Source organism: Dysgonomonas sp. 511 (genome assembly GCF_010501105.1).
Classification (GTDB): domain Bacteria; phylum Bacteroidota; class Bacteroidia; order Bacteroidales; family Dysgonomonadaceae; genus Dysgonomonas.
The window spans coordinates 1-667 of sequence record NZ_QVMQ01000083.1; the positions used below are offsets into that span (position 1 = coordinate 1).

Annotated in this window: 1 protein-coding gene; it reads left to right on the top strand. The window is 36.4% G+C overall.

The window, feature by feature from the left end:
- Window positions 1-148 precede the first annotated feature (148 nt).
- Entirely contained in the window at window positions 149-610 is a 462-nt protein-coding gene (locus D0T57_RS15355) for a hypothetical protein (protein ID WP_163274346.1), read from the top strand.
- Window positions 611-667 lie beyond the last annotated feature (57 nt).

Genomic DNA, 667 nt, shown 5'->3' on the forward strand with positions numbered 1-667 from the left:
AGTTATTTCAAATATGGACTTGATTATATTTTTCAGTGGTTAGATAAACTGGATTTTAAAGAAAATATGAACCCTATGATATTTTTGTCATGTACTTAGTGACATTGACGGTTACGCCGATACAGTTGAGTTTCGCACACAGGCAGAAATGGATGCTTATTTCAAAGGTTTGAATGATGCCGACGGATGGGAAAAAGTAATGTCACTCGATCCGGTATTTACCCAAACACCCGATTGTGGACAATGCAGTCATTGGAGTGGTTTTTTCAGTGATAAAGAAGGGGATGTATATTGTCCCAATTGCGGAAAATTACTTAATGAGCCACTATATGAAACCGTAGAATTGAATGGACACGAATTCAATATCAGGGTGCTTAATGTAAAAGGCCCGTTAAATGGTAAAATGATCAGTACGGATAATCTTAATGATATGCTCTTAGGGGATGACAACGACTATATCTCAGAAGATGCCCGTCAACTGGATGAAATGATCAAGTTTTATGTTCCTGCCAGTAAAATCTCTCTCCCGGATGAACAATTGGCCGAATACATCAACCTAAACCTGAAATCACTACTGTCCACTAAAAAAAAATGGACGATTAAAAATTAAATAAATTTGGTTCACTTGAACCGCTTCGTTCTTTGACATTTTTGAAATTAGTTTTGT